We start from the raw sequence: 19,091 nt of genomic DNA on the forward strand, positions 1-19,091 counted from the left end.
CGCGCGTGCCCCTCATGGCCCAGCCGCGCGTGCAGCGCGTGGTCTACCCGCTGCTGGTGGGCCTGGTGCTCATCGCGCTGTGGCAGGGCCTGGTCACGGCGCTGGAGCTGCCGCCCTACCTGGTGCCGTCGCCCCTGCTCATGCTCAAAACGCTGTTCACCGACTGGGCGGCCCTGGGCGGCTCGCTGTGGGTCACCGTCAAGATCACGGTGCTGGCCTTTGGCGTGGCCACCGTTGCCGGGGTGCTGATCTCGTTTTTGTTCGTGCAGAGCAAGCGCATCGAGACCGCCCTGTTCCCCTACGCCGTGCTGCTGCAGGTCACGCCCATCGTGGCGGTGGCGCCGCTGATCATCATCTGGGTGAAGGACCCGACCGCGTCCATGGTGATCTGCGCCGCGCTGGTGGCCCTGTTCCCCATCATCAGCAACACCACGCTGGGCCTGCGCAGCGTGGAGCCGGACCTGCAAAGCTACTTCCAGCTCAACCGCGCCACACGCATGCAGACCCTGCTGCGCCTGCGCATACCGAGCGCGCTGCCCTACTTCTTCGGCGGGCTGCGCATCTCCAGCGGGCTGGCCCTGATCGGCGCCGTGGTGGCCGAGTTCGTGGCCGGCACCGGCGGCCAGGGTGCGGGTTTGGCGTACCAGATTTTGCAGGCAGGGTTTCAGCTCAACATACCGCGCATGTTCGCCGCGCTGCTGCTGATATCGCTGACTGGCGTGGCGCTTTTCGCGCTGATGGCCTGGGGCACCCGCTTGGCCCTGGGCAGCTGGCACGCCAGCGAAAACTCGCACGACTGACCCCAGAACTCACTCGGACTGCATCCATTTTTTGACACCGCGCACGCGTGGTGGGGGCCGCGCTTTGCCCTCCACCCGCGACACCGACAGGAGAGACAGACATGACCACCACCACCGCCCACCAACTGCCCGAACAACTGCCCGGCCTGGACTGGATTGCCGACCCGCTGCGCGTGGGCCGCCTGTCGCAGGACTTTGCCTGGTTCAGCCCCGTGCTCAAGCGCGACCTGGCCGGCAAGCGCGGCGACATCGCCGTGCGCCCGCGCACCGAGGACGAGATACGCCAGGTGGTGGCGGCCTGTGCCAAGGCGCAGATCCCCCTGACCGTGCGCGGCAGCGGCACCGGCAACTACGGGCAGAGCACGCCGCTGCATGGCGGGGTGATTTTGGACCTGTCGGGCTACAACGGCTTTGGCTGGGTGCGCGGCGGCGTGGGCCGGGCGCAGGCGGGCATCCGCCTGTCGGAGTTCGACGCGCAGGCCAAGCCCCAGGGGCAGGAACTGCGCTGGCTGCCGTCCACCTACCGCAGCGCGACGCTGGGCGGGCTGTTCGGCGGCGGGTTTGGCGGCGCAGGCTCCATCAACCACGGCCCGCTGGCCGCGCCTGGCAACGTGCTGGCCGTGCGCGCCATGACGGTGGAGCCCGAGCCCCAGGTCATCGAGCTGCGCGGCCCCGAGGCCATGCTGCTGCACCACACCTACGGCACCAACGGCATCGTGCTGGAGCTGGAGGTGGCGCTGACGCCCACGGTGGCGTGGACGGAGTGCATCGTCACCTTCACCGAATTCGATGCTGCGCTGGAGTTTGCCGACCGCTTTGGCGCCGCACCGGGGCTGGAGAAAAAGGAGGTGTGCTTTCTGGCCGCGCCCATACCCGACTACTTCACCAGTCTGGCCGAGCACCTGCCCAAGGGTTGCCACGCGGTGATGCTGCTGGTGGCCCCGCACTCCGAAGACGGCATGCGCGACATGGCCGCCAAATACGGCGGCAGCGTCAGCTACCGCAAGACCGCCGACGAGGTGGACAAGAGCCACAAGACCCTGCTCGAATACACATGGAACCACACCACCTTGCACGCGCTGAAGGTGGACAAGTCGCTCACCTACATCCAGAGCGGCTTCACCCCCGCCACGCGCATCGAGCAGGTGAAGGCGCTTGAAAAAGCCCTGGGCGGCGAGGTAATGATGCACCTGGAGTTTCTGCGCACCAAGGAAGGCGCGTTCAACTGCAGCGGGCTGCAGCTCATCCGCTACACCACCGAAGAGCGCCTGAACCAGATCATGCAGATCTACCGCGACCACGGCGTGCAGATCAACAACCCGCACGTGTACATCGTGGAAGACGGGAAGCAGAACAACCTGGATCCTGCCGTGGTCAGCACCAAGCAGCGCTTCGACCCGCAAGGCCTTCTCAACCCCGGCAAGCTGCGCAGCTGGGTACCTCCTGTAGCCAAGGTGGCTTAGTGCCCTGCGGATTTGCCTTCAGCCAGCTAGCGTCGTTGGGGAGCCTTGCCGTGCAAAAGCACTGTCTGCGGCTCCCCGCCCAGCTATCCGGCTGAATGCGATCCTTCAAAGCCGCCGTGCACAAAGTCGCAGAGGCATAATCAGCTATTCATTTAATAGCAGCCGCGCAGCTCGGCAGTGATTCATCCATGTCCTGGCACGCCCGCCTACAACTCGACTACACCGTGGAAAACGCCCGCACCGTGGCGCGCTATGAGCACGACGGGCCGCTGCGCATTCTGCAAAGCCTGTACCCCGAGGGCGACGCCATCTGCCACAACGTGCTGGTGCACCCGCCCGGCGGCCTGGTGGGCGGCGACACGCTGGACATCGCGGCCACCGTGGGCCCGGGCGCGCACGGCTTGGTCACCACGCCGGGCGCCACGCGCTTTTACCGCTCCACCGGCCCGCTGGCGCTGCAGCGCAGCCACCTGACCTTGGCCGAGGGTGCGCGCCTCGAATGGCTGCCACTGGAGGCCCTGTGCTACAGCGCCTGCAATGCCGAGAACCACCTCACCCTGAACCTGGCCCCCGGCGCCGAATGCATGGCCTGGGACGTGACCGCCCTGGGCCTGCCCCATGCCGACCAGCCCTTTGTGCAGGGCCGCTTCGTGCAGCACCTCACCGTGCCCGGCCTGTGGCTGGAGCGCGGCGTGATCGACGCGGCCGACGAGCGCCTGCTGCAAAGCCCCCTGGGCCTGGCCGGCCAGCGCTGCATGGCCAGCATGTTCTTCGCCGCCGGCACCGCGCTGGACCGCAACCGGCGCGATGCGGCGCTGGACGCGGCGCGCGCGGTGATGGATGCACACCCCACACTGACCGCCACCGCAGGCGCCACCAGCCCCAACGCGCAGATGGTGGTGGTGCGCGTACTGGCCCCGCAGGTGGAGCCGGCAATGAAGCTGCTCAAGGCCGTGCGCATGGCATGGAGGAAAGAGCTGTGGGCGCTGCAGGGTGAGGCGCCGCGCATCTGGGCGATGTAAGCCGGTGCTCATGCGCCTGCGGCACACGCGGTGGACTGACTGCCAAAGCTGACCAGGCGATGTGCTGCTGTCCTACTGTGCAGTGACCGGGCCAAATCCTTAATGGGCATTCATGGCGCTTTTTGCCATGCCATGACTGGAGATATCCAATGAAGACCCCATCCCCCCGCTTCACCGCATCGACCCTGGCCCGCCCGGCGCTGCATGCGCGCCAGGCCGATTCGGGCAGCACACGTTAAGCACGGCGGCTGATATGAAACCCGACACGTCCCCCGCCGCAGCGCCCCCATCCGGCTCGAAGCCTTTGCAAAGCGTGAGAACCCCTACCGCAGTGAAGTGGGGAGCTGCGGTGGCCATCGTCCTGTTCTTTGCGTTCATCGCCTTCTACTACTTCGGTCCCAGAAGCGATGACCGCGAGGGTGCTGCGTCCAGGCCCGTAGGGGGCAATAAGGTTCAAGCGCCCCTTGCTCCCGGCTCTGCCGCCGGCACCAACTGACCGCTTTCCAGGCGGCGCGCAAAGCGACCTGCATTCATGCATGCCTGGCCGTGCATTGCCCCGCCAATGCCAGGTCGCACCCGGCGCCTTTCCAAGCGCCGCATGCACCATCCGCCCCACTACTCGTACAGGGGCAGCCCTGATCGGGGCTTGATCTCCTCAAGGCACACGCTCGACTTGACGAAGTTGACGCCCGGCAACGCCACCAGCCGCTCGGTGAGGAAGACGTTGAGCCCGTCCAGATCCCGCGCAATGACCTTGAGCACATAGTCCACATCGCCGGTGACCGAATGGCATTCGAGCACCTCGGGCATGCCAGCCAGTGTTTGCCGGAACAGCTTGAGGTCGCGCATGTGGCCCCGCTCCATGCCGATGTGCACAAACGCCGTCACGTGCAGGCCCAACGCGGCGGGTCGCAGGCGGGCTTCGTACCGGGCGATCACCCCGCCCACTTCCAGCCGATGGTGGCGCCGGCTGCACTGCGCCGGCGACAGCCCTATCGCCTCCGCCAACTCGAGGTTGGACATGCGGCCGTTCTCTTGCAGAAGGGTCAGGATGCGCACGTCGATGCGGTCGAGTTTGAGCATATGCAACAGGTTCTCTCTTATTAATTAAATCGTACAACATTCCCTCTTTTTTCAACCAAGAGCGAGCGAATACGAAAGCCCATTTCCTGCTCGTACGAGAACAATTTGATCGTTGTTCACAACAAACAAGCGTTGCGCAGCCCATCGGCGCAATGCCTTTTTTCTGCAATTTTTCCTCATTGCTGGAACCAACGATCATGAAACGCATACCCGAGCCCTTCCGCATCAAGACCATAGAGCGCATCGCAATGACGACGCGCGAGCACCGCGAGCAGGCGTTGCACGATGCTGGCCTGAACCCCTTTTTGCTGCGCAGCGACGACGTGTACATCGACCTGCTCACCGACAGCGGCAGCGGCGCCATGAGCGACCGCCAGTGGAGCGCGATGATGGCCGCCGACGAGGCGTATGCGGGCAGCCGCAGCTACTACCGGCTGGTGGACACCATCGACAAGGTCTTCGGCTACCCGTACCTGGTGCCCGCGCACCAGGGGCGCGGAGCGGAGCAACTGCTCTACCCCGAGCTCGTGAAGCGGCGCGGCTCCGCGAAGCCGGTGTTCCTGTCGAACTTCCACTTCGACACCACCAAGGTGCATATCGAGCTGGCCGGGGCGCGCGCGCTCAATGCACTCAACAAGGAAGCGCTCGATACCCGGGAGTACCACGACTGGAAGGGCAACTTCGACCTGGCCGAGCTGGCCCGGTTGATCGAGACTGAAGGGGCTGCCAATGTCGCGGCCCTCGTGGCCACCGTAACCTGCAACACCACCGGCGGCCAGCCCGTGGCGCTGGCCAACCTGCGGGCGGCCTCGCACATGGCGCGGCATGCGGGCATCCCCGTGGTGATCGACGCGACCCGCTTCGCCGAGAACGCCTGGTTCATCCAGCAACGCGAGGCGGAATACGCGCAGCACAGCATCCCGGACATCGTGCGCGAGATGATGGCCTGCGCAGACATTGCCGTCATGTCGTCCAAGAAAGACGGGCTGGTCAACATCGGCGGGTTCTGCGCGTTCCGCGACGACCAGGACCTGTTCCGCGCCGTGCAGGAGCGCTGCGTGGTGAGCGAAGGCTTCATCACCTACGGCGGCCTGGCGGGCCGCGACATGGAGGCGCTGGCGGTAGGCCTTGAGGAGGCGATGGACCCGGACTACCTGGCCTACCGCATCGGGCAGGTGGCGTACCTGGGCGAGCGACTGCGGGCAGAGGGCGTGCCCATCCAGTACCCCACCGGGGGGCATGCCGTGTTCGTGGATGCCGCCGCGCTGCTGCCGCACATACCCTCCGGACAGTTTCCCGCGCATGCACTGGCGTGTGAGCTGTACATCGAGTCCGGCGTGCGGGCAGTGGAAATCGGGTCGCTGCTGCTGGGGCGCGACCCGCTCACCGGCAAGCAGGAAAAAGCCCCGCTCGAATCGATGCGGCTGACCATCCCGCGCAGGGTCTATACCAACGACCACATGGACTATGTGGCAGACGCACTGGCCACGGTGGCCCGGCGCGCGCACGCAATCCGAGGGATGGACTTCACCTACGAGCCTGAGCTGCTGCGCAACTTCACCGCACGGTTTCGCTGGGCGCCTGAGAGCACAGGCTGAGGCTCGCTGCAACGCAGCAGCAGGCTGGTGAAGGCTGCAGGCCGCAAGCCCGTGCCGGCCTGGTGGGATGGCGTTAATCTTGCTGCTCGGATTGCACCCACCGTGCCCCTGTGCCGGGCACAACATCCATCCGACGAGCGTATGCAAGTACGCCACGGGTTGATCACATCCTTTTGTTCAAGACCGTCTTTTTCAAAGCCCAGGCCCCCACACCATGCCAATACAACCCAGCGCCGCCACGCGGTATTTCTCGGGCACGTACGCTGAAGCCCGTGCCAAGTTCCTCGAGGCGGCCGCCCAGAGCGGCGCGGCCGTCGAATCCTTTGTGCACCCGGAGCACCGCGGTGCACTGGGCGAAGAGCTGGCCACCGACGTGGCGCTGATCGGCGCGATGGATGCAAAGAAGATCCTGCTCGTCACCTCGGGCACGCACGGGCCCGAGGGCTTTTGCGGGTCGGGCACGCAGGTGGCCACGCTCAACGATGATGATTTGCTCGCACGGCTGCAGCAGGCTGGCGTGGCGCTGCTGCTGGTGCATGCGGTCAACCCGCACGGGTTTTCGCACCTGCACCGCACGAACGAAGACAACATTGACCTGAACCGTAACCACATCGACTTCAACGCGCCGCTGCCGGTGAACGCGGCGTATGCCGAGGTCGAGCCGCTGATGCTGCCCGCCACCTGGCCGCCCACGCCCGCCGACGACGCGGCCGTGGACGCCTACATTGCCCGGCACGGCCTGCCCGCGTTTCGCAATGCCGTGTTCAAGGGCCAGTACACCTCGCCCGACGGCTTGTTCTACGGCGGCACCGCGCCGTCGTGGAGCAACAAGACCATCCGCTCCATCCTGCGCAAGTACGCGGCAGCCGCCACGCACCTGGGCTGGATCGACGTGCACACGGGCCTGGGCCCCTACGGCCACGGCGAGAAGATCTACCCCGGCCGCAACACGCCAGAAGACCTGGCGCTGGCGCAATCCTGGTGGGGCGCCGACGTGTTCTCGCCCTTCTCCGGCGACTCTGCCTCCGCAGACGTATCGGGCCCGGTGGTCACCACCGCCTTCGACGAATGCCCCAACGCCCGCATCGCGCCCATGGGCCTGGAGTTCGGCACCCTGCCCGAGGCAGACATGCTGCTGCGCCTGCGCGCAGACACCTGGCTGCGCAGCCACCCCGACGCGCCGGCCGCGCAGCAGCGCGAGATACGCACCCAGTTGCGCGATGCGTTCTACTGTGACAACGAGGAGTGGAAGGGCATGGTGCTGGGGCAGACGCGGGTGGTGTTGTTGCAGACGTTGCAGGGGTTGCGGAAGGCATGACGTAACCGCCCTGGGCCTGACCCCGGCCAGCGCCAGCGCTGCATGACCAGCATGGTCTTTGCTGCCAGGAGCGCGCTGAAACGCAACCGGCGCGATGCGGCGCTGGGTGCGCACCCTACCTTGACCGCGACTGCGGACGCCATGAGCCCCAATGCGCAGATTCCGGTAGTGCAGGTGCTGGCGCCGCAGGTGGAGCCGGCGATGAAGCTGCTCAAGGCAGTTTGGGTGGCTTGGCGGGAGGTGATGTGGGGGGTGCAGGGCGAGGCGCCGCGGGTTTTGGGCGATGTAGGGAGCGGGTACGCCCGAGCCACGGGCGACAATGCGCGCCCATCACACAGGAAACATCCAGGGAGCTGATAAGTGGGCTACGAAGACTATGCCGCCTTGTTCCCGGTGATTCCGCACGCCATCGCCAAAGAAGCGTCTTTCTCTCATCTCATGAACAAGGTGATTGACGATGCGAACGCCAACATCCACACGACGACTGGCGACGGTTTCGCGACATCGCGTACGACGCAGACAACAATTCTCTGGCAGGTTGGTCGAAGCGGACACTGGGAAATGCGTCCAACGATGCAAAGGGCATATGGCTCGGCTTGATCAATGTGTAGCGCGATAGCAAGCAGGCTTCATTTAGTGGAGTACCCGCTGCCCTTTAACCAGCACGTGATGGAACCGGAAGACGCCTATGAGATCAAGGCACGGTGGTGGGCTCGGCTATGCTGGATCAGTTGCTGCAAGGTTTGAAAATTCGACGCGCGGGATACGCAAAAAATGGAGATTGAAAAATTAACACAGATAAAAGTAACACAGAGCAATACCTGCGATTATTTGATACGTTTAGCGCTCTACCTCACCCCAAACAAGATCTAACTTTCATGGAAGTATCCGGATATCCGCACTATGAAAATGTTTGTAGCAATATCCTAGGATTTTATTTAGACCCCAGCCAACAACATGATCTGAAAGACTTATTCATTTGCGCCATTCTTAAAATTACCAAAAACACCTGTTCAACCAGTGTCAAAAGTGTCACTAGAGAATTTGGCACAGCGGCCGGTAGATTGGACCTACTCATCGAAGGCGATGAGTTCATCCTCGCCATAGAAAATAAAATTTTTCATTGGCTTGCCAATGACCTGAATGACTACGCGAAAGCGATCGATCTACAAGACGACCGCTCCAGACAGCAAATCAAAATCGTTCTTGGTTTGTCCCACATCAAAGATCCAAAATTGCTGCACGGCGGATTCGTTAGCATAACCTATGCGCAACTTTGGAAAGAGATAACAAATCTTCTAGGGTCATATATCGCCAAGGCAAGCCCCAAGTGGGTGACATACCTCCTGGACTTCATTGAAACAACTACCAATCTCGCAGGAGAGAACATGGAACTTAAAGAAACGGATCGATTCTTCATTCAGCACGAAGAGGTAATTGTGGCCTTGTTGCAGGAAAGAAATGAATTCTTGAGACGCTTAACTCAAAAAATCGCCACTCTGTGCAATTTGATGAAGGAGGCACCTGAGACGCATCTCCTCGCGAAAGAACCGTATATATATTCAACAGATCGGTTCGTAATGGATTTCAAATTTTTTCAAAATTACAATGAAATATCTTTCGACTTCTTTCTGAAGCCTTCAGGTTGGAGTCTGGAGTTGTTTGGACGGGGAACTCCCGCCTACTACTACCTATTGAACTTGGTTAAGCAGCCATCTTTGGAAGAAAAAATTCGCAGTGCTATTCTCAAAGAAAAGCGCTTCTACGTTCAAAAGTGGTCTGTAGACACAGACCTTTCATTGATCAGGGACGATCTTTGCAAGTGGCTTAACGCTGTTAACGAAGCTAACCGAACTTTAGCAAACCAACAGTCGATCTGATCGGGTAAATGCCAATCAATTCAAACAGCGTCACTTACCAACCTACTTCAAGAGCAGCGTATCGCCCCAGGCGACAACTTCTCCCCCAGCAAATTCGCCGTATACCGCAGCCGATCAATATCCGCATCCCTCTGCACCCCCCGGCTGAAGCAGCACAGCGTGCCGTACACATGGCCATCAGCTAGGCGCACAGGGGTGCTCAGATGCGTGCCGATGTCGAACCCGGGGTCGGGCGCCTCGCCTGCCTTGACGAGGGGGACGGCGTTCTCGATCTTTTCTGGCAGTCGGCCTTCGACCACATGCTGGCACCAGCTTTCTTCGGCTGGGTCGGACATGCCGGCCACGACTGGAGCGAAATCGGGCGTGCTGTCCACCGCCTTGAAAGTGCGGCGACCGTCTGCGATCTGCGAGACGAAGGCCACGTCCATGCCCAGGCGTTTGCGCAGCAGCTTCAGCACCGCAGACACCACCTCGGGAAGTTCGTGGTCGGCGGAGTCACTGGTCGCCACCAGCATTTCAGAGATGGTGACGTCCAGGTCGTCAGGGTTGTAGTCGAGCATGTGCATACTCACCAGTCTAAACCGCGACTTGGCAGTCTGCCGTAAGCAAACGTCTCCATTTGCGTATCGAATCGCACGACAACTGCGTTCCTCCTCTGTTTTGCAAGTGCTGCTCCACAGCAACCTTGACCGCCTGCGTGGGTCACAGGAACTACGGACAATGCGTCAGCAACCGGCGGCTTCCATCCAGGGCTTTATGGAGCCGAAATTTGTCTCGCCACCCACCGACCACCTCACGATGAAATTGCCAGGCAAGTGGTTGTAGACCATGCTCTGAATTTGCGTGTACTGCTGTGCATACGCGGGCTGATAGATGAGTGTGTACGAGGAGCCAGAAACGATCTCCTGCATCGGTCCCCGAAAATAGTGCGGAAAGATGGACTGTGCTGCAGCAAAGGTGCAACCCACTGGCCCGGTCACCGTCGCGGGAAGAACGGGGTTGATAGGCGTTCCCAAAAAATTGAAAAATGGGTCATTCGATACAAGGTTTTGGACAGCATCCAATGGCGGCAGACTGGGCTGCGCATGGGCGGAAACGGCCACTACCAGACCGAAGACCAGCGACAAATTTCTTCTTTTCATTGGGCGCAACACTTTCAGTGGATAAGACGCTTGGATACCTATGCAAAAACGCCCGCAACAGGCGACAACCCAAGCGCGCCAAGGCGAGCATACATTTCCTCACACAGCGACGCCAGATAAGATTGGCAGCGCCACCATAGTATGGTGGCGTGCCCTTGCCGCCGAGCGCAGGCTTTAGTTCGCGGCCACCACCGCAGGCACCTTCAACAACCCATCGGCCTTGAACATCGCCCGAATCCCACGCACGGCCTGCCTGATGCGGGCCTCGTTCTCGATCAGCGCAAACCGCACGTACTCATCCCCCTGGTCCCCAAAGCCGATGCCGGGCGAGACGCAGACCTTGGCCTTGTCGAGCAGCTGACGCGCGAATTCGAGCGAGCCCAGGGCGCGGTAGGGTTCGGGGAGGCGGGCCCAGATGTACATGCTGGCCTTGGGGCAGTCCACGGCCCAGCCGGATTCGGTGAGGCCTTTGTACAGCACGTCGCGGCGGCGCTGGTACTGGGCGGCGATGTCTTTCACGCACTGCTGGTCGCCTTCGAGCGCGGCGATGGCCGCGACCTGCAGGGGGGTGAAGGTGCCGTAGTCGTGGTAGCTCTTGATGCGGGCGAGCGCGGCCACGAGGTCGGGGTTGCCGACCATGAAGCCCACGCGCCAGCCGGCCATGTTGTAGCTTTTGGAGAGGGTGAAGAACTCCACGGCCACGTCCTTGGCGCCGGGCACTTCCATGATGCTGGGGGCGCGGTAGCCGTCGTACACGATGTCGGCGTACGCAAGGTCGTGCACCACCAGGATGTCGTGCTTCTTGGCCAGGGCGATCACGCGTTCGAAGAACGACAGCTCCACGCACTGCGCGGTGGGGTTGCTGGGAAAGCCGAAGATCATCATCTTGGGCTTGGGGTAGCTGCCGCGGATGGCTTTTTCGAGCTCGGCGAAGAAGTCCACATCGGGCGCCACCGGCACGCTGCGGATGTCGGCCCCGGCGATGACGGCGCCGTAGATGTGGATGGGGTAGCTCGGGTCGGGCACGAGCACGGTGTCGCCCCGGTCCAGCGTGGCCAGCATGAGGTGGGCCAGCCCTTCCTTGGAGCCGATGGTGACGATGGCCTCGGTGTCGGGGTCGATGTCGACCGCATAGCGGTCCTTGTACCAGTGGCTGATGGCGCGGCGCAGGCGGGGGATGCCCTTGCTGGCGGAGTAGCCATGGGTGTCGGGCCGCTGGGCCACTTCGGTGAGCTTGGCCACGATGTGCGGCGGGGTCGCGCCATCGGGGTTGCCCATGCTCATGTCGATGATGTCTTCGCCACGGCGGCGGGCGGCCAGTTTCAGCTCGGCCGTGATGTTGAAGACGTAGGGGGGTAGGCGATCGATGCGCGCAAAGCGGCGCTTGCCCTGAGAAGCAGACATGCTGGTGAACTTTCACGTAAGCGCCCGGAACCGTCCGAGCGACGTGGCTGGCAGAAGGGCCGGCCCGCATTCAATGTACCTCAAACGCGGTGTTCATTCCTCAAATTGCGGCGGTGTCGCACCGCCGCTACGCTCAGGCTTTCATGCCTGCGCTGGCGCGTGTGGTGGCCTTTTCGCTCGACATGGACCACGCGAAGATGCCCACGCCGCAGATGCCCAGCACCACGCCGACCCAGCCGGTAGAGGTCCACCCCAGGCCGGCCGCGATGGACATGCCGCCCAGCCAGGCGCCCAGCGCGTTGGCGGCGTTGAAGGCCGAGTGGTTGAGCGCGGCAGCCAGGGTCTGCGCATGGCCCGCCACGTCCATCAGGCGGATCTGCAGCGCGGGGCCGATGGCGACCAGGGTGCCCAGGAAGAAGGTGGAGAGCGCAGCCGTGACGGGATGGTGGGCTGCAGGCATGGACAGCGCCAGCACCACGATGGACCACAGCAGCACCTTGCCCACGGTGGGCATGAGGGCCTTGTCGGCCATGCGCGAGCCGACGATGTTGCCCACCACCATGCCCAGGCCGAACAGCGCGAGCACGAAGGGCATGAGCGCGGGCGGCATGCCGGCCACTTCGAGCAGGGTGGGCTTGATGTAGCTGAAAACCGCGAACATGCCGCCAAAGCCGATGGCGCCGATGCCCAGGGTGAACCAGACCTGCTTGCGCGCCAGGGCACCCAGCTCGCGCAGCGGGCTGGCGCCGTGCGATGCGGGCATGTCGGGCACCCACAGGCGCACCATGACCACGGCGGCCACGGCGATGAGCCCCACGAACACGAAGGCCGCGCGCCAGCCGAAATGCTCGCCCAGCGCGGCGGCAATGGGCACGCCCACCAGCGTGGCGGTGGTCAGCCCCAGCATGACCCAGCCCACGGCGCGCGCGCGGCGCCCCGGGGGTGCCAGGGCGGCGGCCACGAGGGCCGCCACACCGAAGTAGGTGCCGTGCGGCAGGCCGGTGAACAGGCGCATGGCGCTGAGCCAACCGTAGCCGGGTGCCAGGGCCGATGCGAAGTTGCCCAGGGCGTACACCACCATCAGCGCCATCAGCAGCGCGCGGCGGCCCCAGTTGGCGCACAGCACGGCCAGCACGGGCGCGCCCACCACCACGCCCAGCGCATAGGCGCTGATGACGTGGCCGGCCTGCGGAATGCTCACGTTGATGTCGCGCGCCACCTCGGGCAGCAGGCCCATGATGACGAATTCACCCGTGCCGATGGAAAAGCCGCCTACCCCGAGGGCCAGCACGGCGCGCACCAGGGTGCGGTCGTCGGTGGGGGTGTGGGCGATGGGCGACGTGGAGGGCGACAGGGGCGCGGTCATGGCGGCAGCAGCAACGGCAACAGGGCTACGCCGCACCGGCCATTGGCAGGCGGCGCAGAAGAAGCACGGGGTGGGGAAGAAACGGAGTTACGGGGGTAAACCCGAATCCTGTAACCATAGCACGGACGGGAGAAATGCGCTGGTAGCGGGCCTTGGCGGCAAGACTGCTACGCTGGGACCTTCGTTCCCAACCAAGGCCAGCGAATGACCGCACCCCAGAGCACCGCAGACGAACTTGCCAGCACGGTGAAGGTGCTGGCCTTCGACATCTTTGGCACCGTGGTGGACTGGCACGGCAGCATCGTGCGCGAGATGCAGGCGCTGTACCCGGCCATCGACGGCGATGCCTTTGCCATTGCCTGGCGCAGCGGCTACCAGCCGGCCATGGCGCGCGTGATGGGCGGCGAGCTGGGGTGGACGCGCATCGACGAGCTGCACCGCATGATTCTGGACGAGATGCTGCCGCGCTTTGGCCTCACGCACCTGACCGAGGCCGAGCGCTGGCACCTGAACCGCGTGTGGCACCGGCTGGACCCCTGGGCCGACAGCGTGGCCGGGCTCACGCGGCTGAAGACGAAGTTCACCATCACCACGCTGTCGAACGGCAATATCGGCCTGCTGACCAACATGGCCAAGCGCGCGGGCCTGCCGTGGGATTGCGTGTTGAGCGCCGAGGTGTTCCGCGCCTACAAGCCCAGCCCCGACACCTACCTGGGCGTGGCCCGCACCTTTGACCTGGAGCCGGCGCAGGTGGCGCTGGTGGCGGCCCACCACGACGACCTGGCGGCTGCGCGCGGCTGCGGGCTGCGCACCATGTATGTGGAGCGGCCGCTGGAGTTTGGGGCGGCGCACCCGAAAGATGTTTCGGCACAGGCAGGCAATGACCTGCACAGCACACGACTGACGGACCTGGCGACTCAGTTGGGCTGCTGACAAGGCCTACCGCGCAGCCACCAGCAGCTGCACGAACATCTGCACCTTGGCATGGCACTCGGGGCTGATGGAGGTGAACTCCAGCCCCGCCAGCCACTGCCCACCCTCGGGCTTCAAGGTGATGACGCGGGCGTACACGTCGGTGGCGTGGTATTCGACCAGCGTCAGGTCGAATTCGAGCTTGAGCTCGCTGTGCAAGGCCAGCTCTTCGGTCAGTTCCACCAGCAGGCCGTGGTAGCCGATGTCACGGACGGCGGCGTGCACGATCTGCGGCACGATGATCTTGTCCTGGATGCGCTGGCACAGGCAGGGCAGGCGCGTGTCCACGCGGTGGCTGCGGCGAAACTCCTGGCGCGGTACCTTGAGCTTGCGCGAGGGGATGGCCACCAGCTCGCGCAGGCCCACGGGCTGCTGGCGCCCCTTGACGTAGACCTGCATGGGGGCCGACGCCGACACCAGCCCCCAGCAGCGCTGGTAGGTGGCCTCGCTGATGAGCACCTGCCCGCGCAGGCTGAAGGCCTCGATGCGCGAGGCGAGGTTGACCTCTTCGCCGATGACGGTGTATTCGGAGTACACATCCGAGCCGAAGCGCCCGGCCATCACGGTGCCGGTGTTCACGCCAATGCCCAGGAAGACCTCGGGCAGGCGCTCGCGCATGTGGGCCAGGTTCAGGTCGCGCATGGCCATCTGCATCTCGACAGCGCACATCAGGGCCCGGTCCACATCGTCCTCGCGCGCCACGGGTGCACCGAAGAGCACCATGATGGAGTCGCCCATGAACTTGTCGATGGCACCGCCGTGCTTGAAGACCACCTCGCTGAGCATGGCCAGGCAGCGGTTGAGCGCCGGGATCACCACGCCCGCCGGCAGCGAGGCCGACAGCGCCGTGAAACCGCGCAGGTCGGCCAGAAGGATGGTGACCTCGCGCGGTGCCACCGACAGGCTTTCGTTGAGCACGCCATCCGGCCCCTCGCTGCCACGCAGGATGGCCGCCATCTCGACCGTGGCCGTCTCGTTGAGCGGCGCGCCCGTCTCGCGGGCAATCAGCGCCTGCAGGCGGCGCAGGGCATCGTGGTTGAATTCTTTGTGCATGGGCGGCGGCGCAAGGGTTTCAATGAGAAGGGCCGGGGCCATGGAGGCGCCCGCCAGCCAGAATAGAGGCGCGCCGGGCCATCGGTCAAGCCGCCCGCGGGAAAACGACCAGGAAGAACAACCAGCGAGTGGGCGCGGCGGGCCTGGCACAGCAGCACAGCAGCTCATGCGCGTGCGCACTGTGCGGGCATTCAAACTGCCAAAGCCCCTGTCGGGTCATCCACCCACTGGCGCTGCACACAGTGGAAGGCGGCGCGCGCGGGGTCGTAGTCCCAGCGCGCCGCCCAGCGCAGCACCTTGTCGGGGTCGTGCGCATCGGCCTCGTGGCTCAGGATGACCAGGCTGTTGGGGTAGCCATGGCGCAGGCGGTGCGATACGGCCGTGCCGGCCTGGCTGACCCACAGGCCGGGCAGCGGCTGCAGCAGGCCGGCGGCGTGGGCATGGCCCGACAGCAGCATCTGCGCACCGGCGTCGCGCCAGCGCAGCAGGGCCTCTTCGGCGCGCGCGGGCCGGTGTTCCTTGTCCTGCGCATTGCGCGCGGTGAGCGGGTGGTGGGCGACGACGATGCGCCAGGGCTCTTCGTAGGCCTCGGCCAGCTGCTTCTCGACCCGCGCGATCTGCGCGCTGGAGAGGCTGCCGCGCTCGTGGCGCCAGGGGCGCGTGGTGTTCACGCCGACGATGAAGAAGCGGCCCAGTTGGCGCACGGGCTCCAGGTCCTTGCCGAACTCGTGCTCGAAGCGCTTGTAGGCGCGGCCCCAGCGCAGCCACCAGGCGAACAGCGGCAAATCATGGTTGCCCGGCAGCACCACCGTGGCGCCGGCATCGAGCCCGCGGATGAAGCTGGCGGCCTGCGCGAACTGGGGGGCAGTGGCGCGCTGCGTGACATCGCCAGACACCACCACCACCGACACACCGAGCTGGCGCGCCAGGGCCTGCACCGCCCGGCAGACGACGGGCTCGTGTGCGCCGAAGTGCAGGTCGGACAGGTGCATCAGAACGGACATGGGGCGTAGGGTACAGGCGCGGCAGGAGATCAGGAAGCCGCCACGGCTGCCGCTGCACCCAGCGCAGGCAGAGGGACGACAGCGGGAGCAGCGGGTTCGACGGCCACCTGCTCATGCTGCGCAGCGGCGGCGCCATCCCGGTCGAGCGTGGTGCGCGTGACCAGCCACAGGGGTTGGTCGTGTACCCGAAAGCGCAGCGGCGGCGCCATCCATTCGCGCTCACCGTCAAACGCCACCTTCACCTGCGCGGGGCGCCAGCTGGCGGGGGCCACCGTCATCTCGGCGCAGGCGATGCTGGTCACGGCGCTGTCGCGCGCCAGTTGGCCGGTGGCGGCGTGCCAGACTGTGCGGGCCACGGCCCAGCGGTCCTGCGGCTGCAGCAGCACGACACCGAGCTGCCCGCCATCGGCCACGGATTGGGCCTGCTCCAGCCCCATGCGGTCCAGCTGCAAAGGGTTGTTGCCGACGAACAGGGTGGTGACCAGGTGCTCCTCCTGCTGGGCCTGGGCACCTTCGTGCGTGCGCATGATCACGCGCCAGCGCCGCCCGCCGGCGGGGCGGAACATGCTCCATACTGCCGACAGGATGGCCACCATGCGCGAGCGGCCAAAGCGTTTGGAGGCCATCTCGCGCTCGGCCAGCAGGCGCGGGTACAGGCCCACGGCGGCGTTCACCACGAACATGCGGTCGTTGACGAAGCCCACCTGCACCGGGCGCATGTCGCCGCGCTCCATGGCGTGCAGCATGTCCTGCACGGCCACCTCGGGGTCGAGCGCCAGGCCATGCTCGCGGCTGAAGTAGTTGAACGTGCCCATGGGTATCACGCCCATGGGCACCGCCTCGCGCAGGGCCGCCGCGGCAACGGCGTTGATGGTGCCGTCGCCCCCCGCGGCCACGACCAGCCCGCCATCGGCCTGCGCATCGCGCACAGCCTTGTGGGCCAGATCGACAATGTCACCACGCTCGTCGGGCACATGCCACACCACGTCGTGCGCATGGGCGGCAAAGGCCCCTTCGAGCTTGGCGCGGACCAGGTCGAAATCAGCACCCGGGCGCTTGGGCACCACGAGGTGGATGCGCCCATGGGGGTGGACGGCAGGGGGTCGAGGGGCAGTGGTCATGGATGAAAGGCAGGCTCCGATAAGACGGCATGGCGCCGCTGTACCCATGGTGCCCTGGTCACCGGCCCGCCATTGTCAGCCACGGCGCTGTGAAGCTGTCGGCGCCTTGTCCTACATTCACGCCCGGCGCGAAGGGGTGATGCGCGCTGCGGTACAACAGGCAGCATCGACCCGACACCCACCTACAACTGCTGCTGTTGCCAACCGATCCCATGCAAGCCACCGCCATCGGCACCCTGATCTCCAACCACCCTCTGGGCTGGTGGCTGGCCGGCTTGGTGCTGGCCAGCCTGGCCGGGCCCCTGGCCCTGTGGGGCCTGCGCACCGTGCGCCAGCGCGGCGGCCCGCTGCTGCAGCGCACGCTGCCCATGGCCATCGACCCGCGCTGGGCACTGCTGGCGGGCATGCTGGGCGCCGCCTGTGCCATGGTGCTGGCCGGCAGCGTGATCGCCGAGCTGGCCGAAAGCGGCAGCGAGCAAGACGGCGACTGGGGCGCGGTGGACGACGCCATTGCCAACGCCCTGCGCCTGCATGCCGCCACCGGGGTGCTGCGTTTCTTTGCCACCCTCACCCACCTGGGCGACACCGCCGTGCTCACCGCGCTCACGGCCCTGGTGGCCGCCGGCCTGTGGTGGCGCGGCCACCGGCTGCTGGCCATAGGCTGGCTGGCGGCCCTGGCGGGCAATGGGGCGCTGACGCGCATTTTGAAAAGCATTTTTGAACGCGCCCGGCCCGAGCACCTGCACCATGGCGTGGCGCAGGCCGATGGCTACAGCTTTCCCAGCGGGCACAGCAGCGCCTCGATGGTGGCCTACACCCTGCTGGCCTACCTGGCCACGCGCCTGCTGCCGCCGCGCTGGCATGTGCCCTGTGTGGTGCTGGCGGGCATGCTGGTCTTCACCACCGGCTGGAGCCGCATGGTGCTGCAGGTGCACTACGCCAGCGACGTGCTGGCCGGCTGGCTGCTGGGCGGCACCTGGATGGTGTGCACGGTGCTGGTGATCGAGAGCGTGGCGCGCTGGCGGCACCGGGGGGATGTGGCCAGCACGACCGCAGCCTGATCAAATGGCCACCAGGTTTCGGATGCCCTTGGCTTCCATCTCGCTGCCCGGCCCGCGCGCGATGACTTCGCCTCGCTCCATCACAAGGTACTGGTCGGCCAGCTCCTGCGCGAAGTCGTAGTACTGCTCGCACAGCAGGATGGCCATCTCGCCCTTGTCGGCGAGCATGCGGATGACGCGGCCGATGTCCTTGATGATGCTCGGCTGGATGCCTTCGGTGGGTTCGTCCAGGATCAACAGGCGTGGCCCCGGTGCGAGCGCGCGCGCAATGGCCAGTTGCTGCTGCTGCCCGCCCGAGAGGTCGCCGCCACGGCGGCGCAGCATCTGCTTGAGCACCGGAAACAGCTCGTACAGGTGCGGCGGCACGGGGGTGGAGCCGCTCTTGTAGGCCAGGCCCATGCGCAGGTTCTCTTCCACCGTGAGGCGGCCGAAGATCTCGCGGCCCTGGGGGACAAAGCCGATGCCGGCGCGGGCGCGGTCGTAGGGGGTGGCCTTGTCGATGGGTTTGCCATCGAAGCTGATGGCGCCGCTCTTGATGGGGACCAGGCCCATGAGGCTTTTGAGCAGGGTGGTCTTGCCGACGCCGTTGCGGCCCAGCAGGACGGTGACCTTGCCGGGTTCGGCGGTGAGGCTCACGTCGCGCAGGATGTGGGAGCCGCCGTAGTACTGGTTGATGTTTTGGACGGTGAGCATGTTGGTTGGCCTATGTCTGGTGCCTATGGTTACTTCTGCTCTTGTGCAGAGGGCGGAGGCCGGGTCTCGGCCCGGCGGCCGAGGTACTTGTTCTTTGCTTCGCCAAAGAAA

General features: G+C 65.1%; 19 protein-coding genes. 10 read left to right on the plus strand and 9 right to left on the minus strand.

Going from position 1 to position 19,091, the window contains the following annotated elements:
• Nucleotides 1-14: 14 nt before the first annotated feature.
• From ASE31_RS09820 to ASE31_RS09830, 3 genes are all read left to right on the plus strand, one after another.
• Nucleotides 15-800, plus strand: a complete 786-nt coding sequence (locus ASE31_RS09820; RefSeq protein ID WP_057201525.1) for an ABC transporter permease — start codon at nt 15-17, stop codon at nt 798-800.
• Nucleotides 801-901: 101 nt separating this feature from the next.
• Nucleotides 902-2,263, plus strand: coding sequence for an FAD-binding oxidoreductase (locus tag ASE31_RS09825; protein ID WP_057201469.1), 1,362 nt, complete (start codon nt 902-904; stop codon nt 2,261-2,263).
• A 188-nt stretch (nt 2,264-2,451) separates the two neighbouring features.
• Nucleotides 2,452-3,285 (plus strand): urease accessory protein UreD, encoded by an 834-nt coding sequence (locus tag ASE31_RS09830; protein WP_057201470.1) that lies wholly within the window; start codon nt 2,452-2,454, stop codon nt 3,283-3,285.
• A 615-nt stretch (nt 3,286-3,900) separates the two neighbouring features.
• Here ASE31_RS09830 and ASE31_RS09835 read toward each other — a convergent pair.
• Nucleotides 3,901-4,368, minus strand: coding sequence for an Lrp/AsnC family transcriptional regulator (locus tag ASE31_RS09835; protein WP_057201471.1), 468 nt, complete (start codon nt 4,366-4,368; stop codon nt 3,901-3,903).
• 197 nt (nt 4,369-4,565) lie between these two features.
• Here ASE31_RS09835 and ASE31_RS09840 point away from each other — a divergent pair, with 197 nt between their 5' ends.
• The 5 genes from ASE31_RS09840 to ASE31_RS09855 all read left to right on the plus strand — a co-directional run bounded on the left by ASE31_RS09840 (nt 4,566) and on the right by ASE31_RS09855 (nt 9,164).
• Nucleotides 4,566-5,966: a tryptophanase gene (locus ASE31_RS09840; RefSeq protein ID WP_057201472.1), complete on the plus strand. Its 1,401-nt coding sequence runs from the start codon at nt 4,566-4,568 to the stop codon at nt 5,964-5,966.
• A gap of 214 nt (nt 5,967-6,180) precedes the next feature.
• Entirely contained in the window at nt 6,181-7,284 is a 1,104-nt protein-coding gene (locus ASE31_RS09845; protein WP_057201473.1) for a M14 family metallopeptidase, read from the plus strand.
• 42 nt (nt 7,285-7,326) lie between these two features.
• Nucleotides 7,327-7,641, plus strand: coding sequence for a hypothetical protein (locus tag ASE31_RS33100; protein WP_369819449.1), 315 nt, complete (start codon nt 7,327-7,329; stop codon nt 7,639-7,641).
• A 3-nt stretch (nt 7,642-7,644) separates the two neighbouring features.
• Nucleotides 7,645-7,884 carry a hypothetical protein gene (locus ASE31_RS31555; RefSeq protein ID WP_157412442.1) on the plus strand — a complete coding sequence of 80 codons (240 nt, stop codon included), beginning with the start codon at nt 7,645-7,647 and terminating at the stop codon, nt 7,882-7,884.
• A gap of 278 nt (nt 7,885-8,162) precedes the next feature.
• Entirely contained in the window at nt 8,163-9,164 is a 1,002-nt protein-coding gene (locus tag ASE31_RS09855) for a PD-(D/E)XK nuclease family protein (RefSeq protein ID WP_082604111.1), read from the plus strand.
• A gap of 47 nt (nt 9,165-9,211) precedes the next feature.
• On the opposite strand, the gene ASE31_RS09860 is transcribed toward ASE31_RS09855, so the two are convergent.
• From ASE31_RS09860 to ASE31_RS09875, 4 genes are all read right to left on the minus strand, one after another.
• Nucleotides 9,212-9,724 (minus strand): GAF domain-containing protein, encoded by a 513-nt coding sequence (locus ASE31_RS09860; protein WP_057201526.1) that lies wholly within the window; start codon nt 9,722-9,724, stop codon nt 9,212-9,214.
• Between the two features lie 165 nt (nt 9,725-9,889).
• Entirely contained in the window at nt 9,890-10,291 is a 402-nt protein-coding gene (locus tag ASE31_RS31560; protein ID WP_157412443.1) for a hypothetical protein, read from the minus strand.
• A 189-nt stretch (nt 10,292-10,480) separates the two neighbouring features.
• Complete coding sequence (alaC, locus tag ASE31_RS09870) at nt 10,481-11,710, minus strand: alanine transaminase (RefSeq protein WP_057201477.1); 1,230 nt, start codon at nt 11,708-11,710, stop codon at nt 10,481-10,483.
• A gap of 133 nt (nt 11,711-11,843) precedes the next feature.
• Entirely contained in the window at nt 11,844-13,076 is a 1,233-nt protein-coding gene (locus ASE31_RS09875) for an MFS transporter (protein WP_057201478.1), read from the minus strand.
• Nucleotides 13,077-13,280: 204 nt separating this feature from the next.
• On the opposite strand from ASE31_RS09875, the gene ASE31_RS09880 reads away from it, so the two are divergent.
• Nucleotides 13,281-14,009: a haloacid dehalogenase type II gene (locus tag ASE31_RS09880; RefSeq protein WP_057201479.1), complete on the plus strand. Its 729-nt coding sequence runs from the start codon at nt 13,281-13,283 to the stop codon at nt 14,007-14,009.
• Nucleotides 14,010-14,015: 6 nt separating this feature from the next.
• Here ASE31_RS09880 and ASE31_RS09885 read toward each other — a convergent pair whose 3' ends face one another.
• The 3 genes from ASE31_RS09885 to ASE31_RS09895 all read right to left on the minus strand — a co-directional run bounded on the left by ASE31_RS09885 (nt 14,016) and on the right by ASE31_RS09895 (nt 17,226).
• Complete coding sequence (locus tag ASE31_RS09885; RefSeq protein ID WP_057201480.1) at nt 14,016-15,101, minus strand: adenylate/guanylate cyclase domain-containing protein; 1,086 nt, start codon at nt 15,099-15,101, stop codon at nt 14,016-14,018.
• A gap of 191 nt (nt 15,102-15,292) precedes the next feature.
• Nucleotides 15,293-16,105, minus strand: a complete 813-nt coding sequence (locus tag ASE31_RS09890) for a metallophosphoesterase (protein WP_057201481.1) — start codon at nt 16,103-16,105, stop codon at nt 15,293-15,295.
• Nucleotides 16,106-16,134: 29 nt separating this feature from the next.
• Nucleotides 16,135-17,226: a diacylglycerol kinase family protein gene (locus tag ASE31_RS09895; RefSeq protein ID WP_057201482.1), complete on the minus strand. Its 1,092-nt coding sequence runs from the start codon at nt 17,224-17,226 to the stop codon at nt 16,135-16,137.
• 212 nt (nt 17,227-17,438) lie between these two features.
• Between ASE31_RS09895 and ASE31_RS09900 the strand changes: the two genes are divergently transcribed.
• Entirely contained in the window at nt 17,439-18,287 is an 849-nt protein-coding gene (locus tag ASE31_RS09900; RefSeq protein WP_057201483.1) for a phosphatase PAP2 family protein, read from the plus strand.
• On the opposite strand, the gene urtE is transcribed toward ASE31_RS09900, so the two are convergent.
• Nucleotides 18,288-18,980: an urea ABC transporter ATP-binding subunit UrtE gene (urtE, locus tag ASE31_RS09905; protein WP_057201484.1), complete on the minus strand. Its 693-nt coding sequence runs from the start codon at nt 18,978-18,980 to the stop codon at nt 18,288-18,290.
• Between the last annotated feature and the right edge of the window lie 111 nt (nt 18,981-19,091).

The sequence above is a fragment of the Acidovorax sp. Root217 genome, assembly GCF_001428645.1.
In the GTDB taxonomy this organism is placed as follows: Bacteria; Pseudomonadota; Gammaproteobacteria; order Burkholderiales; family Burkholderiaceae_C; genus Acidovorax.

What these genes read in the sequence shown, in the direction of transcription:
- ASE31_RS09845 (WP_057201473.1), top strand. Translation starts at nt 6,181, where the DNA reads ATGCCAATACAACCCAGCGCCGCCACGCGGTATTTCTCGGGCACGTAC.
- ASE31_RS09830 (WP_057201470.1), top strand. Translation starts at nt 2,452, where the DNA reads ATGTCCTGGCACGCCCGCCTACAACTCGACTACACCGTGGAAAACGCC.
- ASE31_RS09840 (WP_057201472.1), top strand. Translation starts at nt 4,566, where the DNA reads ATGAAACGCATACCCGAGCCCTTCCGCATCAAGACCATAGAGCGCATC.
- ASE31_RS09860 (WP_057201526.1), bottom strand. Translation starts at nt 9,724, where the DNA reads ATGCTCGACTACAACCCTGACGACCTGGACGTCACCATCTCTGAAATG.
- ASE31_RS09880 (WP_057201479.1), top strand. Translation starts at nt 13,281, where the DNA reads ATGACCGCACCCCAGAGCACCGCAGACGAACTTGCCAGCACGGTGAAG.
- ASE31_RS09890 (WP_057201481.1), bottom strand. Translation starts at nt 16,105, where the DNA reads ATGTCCGTTCTGATGCACCTGTCCGACCTGCACTTCGGCGCACACGAG.
- ASE31_RS09885 (WP_057201480.1), bottom strand. Translation starts at nt 15,101, where the DNA reads ATGCACAAAGAATTCAACCACGATGCCCTGCGCCGCCTGCAGGCGCTG.
- ASE31_RS09855 (WP_082604111.1), top strand. Translation starts at nt 8,163, where the DNA reads ATGGAAGTATCCGGATATCCGCACTATGAAAATGTTTGTAGCAATATC.
- ASE31_RS09900 (WP_057201483.1), top strand. Translation starts at nt 17,439, where the DNA reads ATGCAAGCCACCGCCATCGGCACCCTGATCTCCAACCACCCTCTGGGC.
- ASE31_RS09820 (WP_057201525.1), top strand. Translation starts at nt 15, where the DNA reads ATGGCCCAGCCGCGCGTGCAGCGCGTGGTCTACCCGCTGCTGGTGGGC.
- alaC (WP_057201477.1), bottom strand. Translation starts at nt 11,710, where the DNA reads ATGTCTGCTTCTCAGGGCAAGCGCCGCTTTGCGCGCATCGATCGCCTA.
- ASE31_RS09875 (WP_057201478.1), bottom strand. Translation starts at nt 13,076, where the DNA reads ATGACCGCGCCCCTGTCGCCCTCCACGTCGCCCATCGCCCACACCCCC.
- ASE31_RS09825 (WP_057201469.1), top strand. Translation starts at nt 902, where the DNA reads ATGACCACCACCACCGCCCACCAACTGCCCGAACAACTGCCCGGCCTG.
- urtE (WP_057201484.1), bottom strand. Translation starts at nt 18,980, where the DNA reads ATGCTCACCGTCCAAAACATCAACCAGTACTACGGCGGCTCCCACATC.
- ASE31_RS33100 (WP_369819449.1), top strand. Translation starts at nt 7,327, where the DNA reads ATGACCAGCATGGTCTTTGCTGCCAGGAGCGCGCTGAAACGCAACCGG.
- ASE31_RS09835 (WP_057201471.1), bottom strand. Translation starts at nt 4,368, where the DNA reads ATGCTCAAACTCGACCGCATCGACGTGCGCATCCTGACCCTTCTGCAA.
- ASE31_RS09895 (WP_057201482.1), bottom strand. Translation starts at nt 17,226, where the DNA reads ATGACCACTGCCCCTCGACCCCCTGCCGTCCACCCCCATGGGCGCATC.